This window comes from Sulfitobacter sp. 1A15258 (genome assembly GCF_043557045.1).
In the GTDB taxonomy this organism is placed as follows: Bacteria; Pseudomonadota; Alphaproteobacteria; order Rhodobacterales; family Rhodobacteraceae; genus Sulfitobacter; species Sulfitobacter faviae.
Window position 1 is genome coordinate 1 of record NZ_JBIFFK010000022.1, and the last position, 7,056, is coordinate 7,056.

The 7,056-nt window shown below is 55.1% G+C and carries 8 protein-coding genes; 5 read left to right on the plus strand and 3 right to left on the minus strand.

What is annotated here, in order from left to right; all coding sequences use genetic code 11:
- Positions 1 to 210: 210 nt before the first annotated feature.
- From ACGYK9_RS18950 to ACGYK9_RS18965, 4 genes are all read left to right on the plus strand, one after another.
- Positions 211 to 480 (plus strand): hypothetical protein, encoded by a 270-nt coding sequence (locus ACGYK9_RS18950; RefSeq protein WP_394415193.1) that lies wholly within the window; start codon positions 211 to 213, stop codon positions 478 to 480.
- Positions 464 to 1,183 carry a hypothetical protein gene (locus tag ACGYK9_RS18955; protein WP_394415195.1) on the plus strand — a complete coding sequence of 240 codons (720 nt, stop codon included), beginning with the start codon at positions 464 to 466 and terminating at the stop codon, positions 1,181 to 1,183. The genes ACGYK9_RS18950 and ACGYK9_RS18955 overlap by 17 nt, the downstream gene beginning before the upstream one ends.
- A gap of 1,063 nt (positions 1,184 to 2,246) precedes the next feature.
- Positions 2,247 to 3,239 (plus strand): IS1595 family transposase, encoded by a 993-nt coding sequence (locus ACGYK9_RS18960; RefSeq protein ID WP_394415198.1) that lies wholly within the window; start codon positions 2,247 to 2,249, stop codon positions 3,237 to 3,239.
- A 98-nt stretch (positions 3,240 to 3,337) separates the two neighbouring features.
- Positions 3,338 to 3,799, plus strand: a complete 462-nt coding sequence (locus ACGYK9_RS18965) for a hypothetical protein (protein WP_394415201.1) — start codon at positions 3,338 to 3,340, stop codon at positions 3,797 to 3,799.
- Between the two features lie 530 nt (positions 3,800 to 4,329).
- Here the strand turns inward: ACGYK9_RS18965 and ACGYK9_RS18970 are convergent.
- Positions 4,330 to 4,458 carry a hypothetical protein gene (locus ACGYK9_RS18970; RefSeq protein ID WP_394415204.1) on the minus strand — a complete coding sequence of 43 codons (129 nt, stop codon included), beginning with the start codon at positions 4,456 to 4,458 and terminating at the stop codon, positions 4,330 to 4,332.
- A 604-nt stretch (positions 4,459 to 5,062) separates the two neighbouring features.
- On the opposite strand from ACGYK9_RS18970, the gene ACGYK9_RS18975 reads away from it, so the two are divergent.
- Complete coding sequence (locus ACGYK9_RS18975; protein ID WP_394415207.1) at positions 5,063 to 5,569, plus strand: hypothetical protein; 507 nt, start codon at positions 5,063 to 5,065, stop codon at positions 5,567 to 5,569.
- A 183-nt stretch (positions 5,570 to 5,752) separates the two neighbouring features.
- On the opposite strand, the gene ACGYK9_RS18980 is transcribed toward ACGYK9_RS18975, so the two are convergent.
- Both ACGYK9_RS18980 and ACGYK9_RS18985 read right to left on the minus strand, forming a co-directional pair.
- Complete coding sequence (locus ACGYK9_RS18980) at positions 5,753 to 6,661, minus strand: hypothetical protein (RefSeq protein ID WP_394415210.1); 909 nt, start codon at positions 6,659 to 6,661, stop codon at positions 5,753 to 5,755.
- A 146-nt stretch (positions 6,662 to 6,807) separates the two neighbouring features.
- A partial coding sequence (locus ACGYK9_RS18985; protein WP_394415213.1) for a transposase occupies positions 6,808 to 7,056 on the minus strand: 249 nt, incomplete at its 5' end.

A 7,056-nucleotide genomic window follows, 5' to 3' on the forward strand; every position in this document is an offset into this window, starting at 1 on the left:
AACTCGCCATCATGTTCGAAGAACGCTTTCCCATGGCGTAACTAAAGGCGTCAGGGCACAAAATTACGCACACTCCCCGTTGAAACGCCCCCCCCGTCCGCACCCACCCTCCCTGCAGAGGTACAGCCTGCCAATAGCAACGATAATGGCGACGGCTCGCTCGTAAGCAGTGGGCATTTCACCTTTTCAACCAACACTATCGCGGCGCACTTGGATGCAAAGACCGGTCCCGAACTGGTGATTAGCGCGCTTGCGCAACTGGAACTCGTCCAAGGCAAGGCATCGTCAACTCGCACGGAGATTCTGGCCGAGATGAAAAGCGCAACCACCTACTACAACCAAACTATGCGCAGCAATATGACCAAGAGCCTTGCCAGATTGACGAGTGCCAAACGCATTAACCAGATCGCCAAAGATACCTACGCACTGAGCGCAAACGAGCGCAAACAACTCGAGGCCAAAGTTGCTGACATCGGATGAACTAAAGGGGTGGCTGCACAAAGACCTCGGCAAACTCGACAAGGTTTTGCTTGTGCTGGCAACACAGGACAAGCCAATTGCGGTCTCCAAGATCATAGAACTCGCCGACGCCGCTGGCTTCCGCGCTATGCGAAAGTGGAACATCTCCGCAACCCTCAGCGCTTCCAAAGGGAAAGCCATCCGCACGACAGGTTGGGAGCTAACCGATGCTGGCAAGATGCATCTTCGGGAGTTGGGGGTGTCCACCATCAGCCCCGCAGCAATGCAGGTCGCGGTTGATCTCCGCAAATACCTGACTGACATTACGGACGGGCAAACGCGTGACTTTGTTGAAGAGGCCATCAAGTGCCATGAAGTAGAGCTGTATCGCTCCGCCATCGTTATGTCGTGGTTGGGCGCGGTTGACGTATTGCAGAAGCACATTTATCAAAACCACCTCATCGCTTTCAACGTCGAAGCCAAGCGCGTCAACAGCAAGTGGAAGCCTGCGAAGTCACAAGATGACATTGGCAAGATGGGCGAGAGTGACTTTTTGGACCGTATCGAGGCCCTGTCGATCATCGGCAAGAACGTCAAAGCGCAGCTCAAGGCTTGCCTTGACCTGCGTAATGGTTGCGGACACCCAAACACCCTGAAGGTGTCTGTGAACAAATCTGCCGCCCATATCGAGACGCTGCTGCAAAACGTATTTGAGAAGTTCTGATGCTATCGTCGCTGACAACTTGCTCCGTTGACGAAGGTATCTGGTCAACATTTTTGACACGTCAGTTTCCATAGCAACCAGATTTCAAACTACCTCACGACCCTATCCTGCTCACGAACTTTCGCCTACCTCCCGAGGAAATTCCTACGTTTTATGCATCACTTAATGAACCGTCTGGCTTCACTTCGAATTTTCGTCATATATGCAAGTTAGTTAGCCTACCCAGCGCCTCAAATCCATAGGGCGTTGCTCGCTAGATCGCCCAACTCCCTAAGTCCGTTTCCCGGCAACTTTACCTTTAAAAAGTATCGGGGCTCCCATCGGTGCACGAGATCCACAGGGTCGCTTGCGACCGCGCCGCCGTTTCACCGACATTTCGGCCATTGATGATTGAGCAGCAATGCTCTGTAATCCGCCCTCCCAGTTGGTGAGGCCATCGGCGTTTTTGACCCCGACGGGCGCGAACGCGGCAATCAAGCCATGCCGCAAAACTGACACATGACGTAGTGCTTACCGGCTGCGCCCAGCAGCACCGTTGCGGAAGGCATGGGAAAACTCCGTGGGCGCCCTCCGTGGAACTTGTCCTCAGCCCACGCCCGACCGCAAGCCATCGGTGTCATTGACTGAAAGGGTGACAGACTGTCAGTGACCGCTTCAGGTGGCTGCGTTACAGCACCCCGGACCGGACCTGAAAGTCGACTTATGGCCGGGAACGACAGTCGCGGCCCCCCCGGCCAAATGACGGGCTCGCTGCGTTGCCACAAGTCGGGGTGGAGTTCAGGGTCACCAATTCGTCCCAGACTGCGGGTATACTTTGACCACGACTGAGTATTGAACCTTTCATCTGTATAAATGCGAGAAGCAGCTGACTAGGGGCTTGCCTACCCTAGGTCTAATGCCGGAAAATCATCCGCCTGCCGGCCCGGAATACAAAGGGATCGTTGCAACGATCATAAGTATAAATACTACGAGTAAGAATCCATAGAGCGCGCGCGTCCAAAATAGCGGCAGCTCAATAAATAGGAGGACCACTCCTCCGATTGAAAGGACAACACCTGCAGCATTGAACCATTGTGGCAGCGGCACCCCTGCCAGTCCATACAGGGAGAGAACTCTCGACCGCCTGAACCCGGCGCAGATCGAGGACGCCCAGTCGAAGATCATGGCTCTCCGACAAAAGACGGAGGCGATCTCTGAGATTGAAGCACGGACAAACCAGGATCACGAGTGCCCCTTCTGCGGCGACGAGCGCCGACAGAAATGGGGCCGCACTCGAACCAAGGTCCAGCGCTATCGCTGCACTGGCTGTCAGAAGACCTATTCAGGCAGAACGGGTAGCGCCATCGGCCGCCTCCATCGCCCGGACCTGTTCATGGTCGCGCTGAGGGATATGCTGGGCGTTGCCGCACCCCTGTCGGTCCGCAAGCTCGCTCGGCAGTTGGGACTCAACAAATATACGGTCTGGCGTTGGCGGATGCTGGTGTTCTCCATTATCGGCAGCAGCTCAACCGTGAGCTTCTCCGGGATCGTGGAGGCGGATGAAACCTTCCAGCGGGAATCGCGCAAAGGTTCTCGCGAATGGGTCCGGCACTTCGCAGATCCGAAGAAGGTTGCACCGCCGCCCCGCCCCAGGTGGGAGGACTTTACGACGAACGGGCTGAAGATGATGCGAGGCCTCTCGAAGTGGCAGCTCCCCATACTCACCGTCGCTGACCGCGGCGGCGCGCGTCTCTTCCAACGCCTGCCGAACCGCCAGAGTGTGACGCTCGAGCGCGCCATGAAGCCGCTGGTTCCGAGCGATGCCGTGCTCTGTTCCGACGGCGCCAGCGGCTACAAGAACGTCGCAGCAGCAGGCGGTCTCCAGCACTTTGTGGTCGGCAGCAAGCCAGGCACGCGTGTGGCTTCAGGCTGCTATCACATCCAGAACGTGAACTCGCTCCACGCCCGCTACGAAAAGTTCATCAAGCCATTCTGCGGACCGGCCACGAAGAACCTCAGCTGCTACATCCGCTGGCTGGCGGGCGTGCGCCCGGCGGAGATTGTCCGCATATCGTAATTTAGGATGCGCCCAGAGGTCTGCTTCGAGCCCAAATTGACGTTGGCTTGCTGGCAGCGCATTGTCACCGATCAAAACCAAGATGGTGAGGGGTTGGGTTGAAAATGGTGGCTCGATATTTTCTTGTTTTTGCAATCCCTCTTCTGGCTTCATGGCTCCTGTTCTATGGCAGCTTCCCTCTCAGGGCAGAGGCCCATCAGCTCTCCCACGAGTTTCTGAGCCTGGCGCTGCCCTCAAACGAGGAGGACAAAGAAGCTGCATTCGCGGCCCTCGAGAAAGGTGAACAGACGAAAGCTATCAAGATGGTAGAGTATTTGGCTATTCTCACCATCCTGCTCGCCAGTCTTATTTGTGCCTTGGTCGTCCCCCCTAATCTCCCGTCTAAACGGAAACTAAATTTGCTTACAGCGACGATGGTGGGGCTCAGTGCTGCAAAATTGACAATCGGTTTCGGGTTCCTGAACTGGCTGGATTTTGGAAAGGCGTCGGCGGCCGGACTGGTTCTCGCAGGCGCAGTAGTTTGGTTGCGATCTGCTGTTTTGCGCCAGGCGAACCGCTGACACGGACGGCAGCTTCGTCCGCATTGCGGACCAACACGGTTTGCGGACACCCCCAATTCTTATCTTAGTTCGCCTGCCGCAATAGTTAGATCCACAACGCTGGCGTACACGCTCTAAGCACATGCGTAGGAAGGACCGTGCGACGCATTATAGCGAGAGCTCAGGCCTCCCGTTAAGTGCATGTGCGTTTCTAATTTCATCTATCAGAAACCTGTATTCTTGATCTTCGGTTAGCTGTCGGGCGCTGGCATCGTCCTGGGAGACATAGAGGGGGGTCCGGGGGGGGAGATACGGTGACGCCGGTGGCGCGCACCCTATCAGAGGCAGACTACCCCCATAGAGACCGCTTTAGAGCCTTCTACAGGGGGCTCCATCACATCAGGCTTTGCAGTATCCGTTGGATATAGAAAGCAAGTCGGGCAGTTTCGGATAGTCGCTTCAAAACCAGTGTCGCGCGCTCCATATGCTTCCTTCGGTGACCAGGTGGGCTTGCAAGATACTTCACCTGGCCGCCAAGAAACCGGTGAGTGCTATGTACGGTCGCTATCCCTGCGCTCTTGGTGAATCTGCTTACGCAGGTCGATCATCGCGCGCAGGAGCTTGGTAACGGCCCCAAGGTATCTGGTTGCGATGATGAGGAAGATGGTTGTCGGGGTCATGTAGTCTCCTTGGGTTATCGTAGTCCCTGGGAGATTGTTTCGTTTACCTCGATGCAGAAACGCTCCGGCAAAATTTTTCGAGAATCTGGAATCCCCGAAAGGGAGGCTCAGGCTCCACTGAGCAGGATGGGTATTCTCATCCTGCGCGTATCCCCCCGCCGCCTTCCGAAATGGCAGCCCCACCCCCCCCCGCCGCGGGACGCTGCACTCTACGGCCTTGTCGATGGAACCATGCTGCCACCCTCTAGATCTCGCGACGGTTGGCTTTGAGCAGGATGAGAAATAGAAACTCAAAATCATATTTTTGATATAGGTTTCTTCTATCAAAAGTTGTCAATATTTTCCCACACAATGAATCTTTCGTGTAGAAAATAGATGAAAGCAACTGAAAAAGAAGAATATTATTCAACTGCAAATCAACCTTTACGGTACATTTAGGTGCGCTTGTCGTCAAGAATAGTACTGCTACCACGGCAGACCGAGCGCCTTGAAAGCAAGAGTATCTCAAGTACAGTGCTTTAGGTGGTGCTTAATCCGTGTCCTTGATGCCTACGATGATGCAAACGAAGCTAGGTGATCGATAAGCGTCTGAAGGGATCGAACGATGGGTGCAGCCTTTAGAGAAATATTGGATGAGCTCTATAGCGACATCTTTTGGGACGGGCATGTTGCTCGGACAGTCGTAAGGAAGAAGACCCGGTGGGGTTTGACTTGGCACCCTCAGCGTGAGGAGGACATCATTTTACTCAAGGAGTTTGGCTGTCCGAAGCAAGCCATTGAGTGGATGGAGAACGAGGGTCTCAAAGGAGTGTACTATGAACCTGCGAAACCTGAGAGTGGTTCCTATGCTGTCGTCCTCAGGTGCCGGAGGCGTCCACCTGAATCCGCCAGAAAGCGCAAAGGCTTTGAAGTGACCGTTGCGCAGCATTTCGAAGGTGCAGCCCCGCCGAGGCCGTCTCAAAGTTTGGCTCTAGGCTACGAGAAAAGAGATGTACATCTAGAACTTTTTAAGGCGTTCTTTGAGGATAGCACCTTCAGGCAAGAGTTTGACGACCTACGAAGTAGGTTTCGTATCACTGATATTCAGGAAGACAAGGAAGGCTGGTGGTAAAGGCAAATGCCCCGACCCAGACACCAATACGTGCTACGTAAGGTTCCAATAGAAGGTCCGTGTGCAGGTTTTGCGCCGCCGGGGTGTGAGCATACATGAGGGAAAAGTTTTCTCCACTGAGAACTGCACTAGGCACCTCCAGCGATGTTATTTTCTCAATAGGGAAAGCACTGGGGGATTACCTTATCGAGAGCGCATGGGGTCAAAGGGGATGACCAGGGTCTTCCAGTGGTCATACTTTTCAGCTGGAAGGTTGAACCCTCTTGAACCGCAGCGAATGATCGCGCGCCTTGCTACCTCGAAAGCCTGACGCACTGCACCTTCGGATCCACCGCTACTGGAGGCAAGCCGGATGGTGGATGCAATCGGCGTTCCGTCCTGATTGAGGTCAACCTTGACAATGACGGTGGTCCGAGCGGCATCGGTAGATAGGGCGCCGATGTTCCAGCAGGCCGATACCATCATGCGTAAGTACTCACGCTCCCCAGACGACAAAGGCGGGCCGCTCGGGTTCTCTGATGCGGACTGAGGCTCGGAGACTTCAGGTGGGCTCGTCTGATCCCCGTAGGATTCCGACGCAATGAGGGCATCTTCCTTTTCAAAGGCTCCCTGCGCATGCAGGAGAAGCAGCAGACCGGCTCCGGCGTCAAAGGTAGACTGGATCGTTTCGGTGTGAAGGCTTCGGCCGTCACCATTCCCCCAAGGGATCTGGGCGGTCACCATTTGGCTTTCCCGACAATAGGCTGCGAAGTGATACTTTGCACCATTCAGCATGATCCGAAAGCGCGCAGCCGGGCCACGATCATCTTCGGCGGTTTCAACCGAAGAGAATGGCAGCAAGTTGGCCAAGACTACGCCAGTGTTGATTGCTGTCTGAAGAGCTCCGAGACACTCAGCCTCGGTTGCAAACTCTTTGCCGTCACCGGTTGATTTGATGAAGTCTTCAAATTCGTTTGGGGCCGCTTTAAGAAGGGTGTCTCCTCGCTTGAGAGCGCTATTACCTATGCCCGAGAGCAAAGCACTGCCAAAGTCCTGAGCTTGGACTGGAAGGGCCAGAGAAACAGCCAGTGCGATTGGTATGGTAAGTTTCAAAGTGTGCCTCCAAGATGCCTGCTTACGAAAAGAGTGGAGTCTGCTCGCCAAGCTCACTCATACTAGCATGCCGCGAAATCAAGCTCGCATCTACCTAGAGCTGCTCGGATGTTTGTTGTTTGACGTGCCCCCCACTGGTCCCTCGTTCATGACGAGAGTCTGCGGGTTTGATTTTGGTAGTCGTCGGTTTCGGGCTTGGCAAGCGCGCCGGGCGCGGAGCCCTCAAATTGCTCAAGCGTCCGGCGCGCTTCGGCCGGTGTTTTGTTCCCGAGCGATGAGTGCGGCCTGACGGCGTTGTAATCGTAACGCCAGAGCGCTAGCTTCCGGCGGGCGTCGTCCAGGGTGTCAAATATCTCCTCGTTCAGCAGTTCGTCGCGCAGGCTGCCGTTGAATGA

Bases quoted from the DNA above. Each gene is read 5' to 3' on its own strand.
- ACGYK9_RS18970 (WP_394415204.1), bottom strand. From the start codon at position 4,458: ATGACCCCGACAACCATCTTCCTCATCATCGCAACCAGATACCTTGGG.
- ACGYK9_RS18975 (WP_394415207.1), top strand. From the start codon at position 5,063: ATGGGTGCAGCCTTTAGAGAAATATTGGATGAGCTCTATAGCGACATC.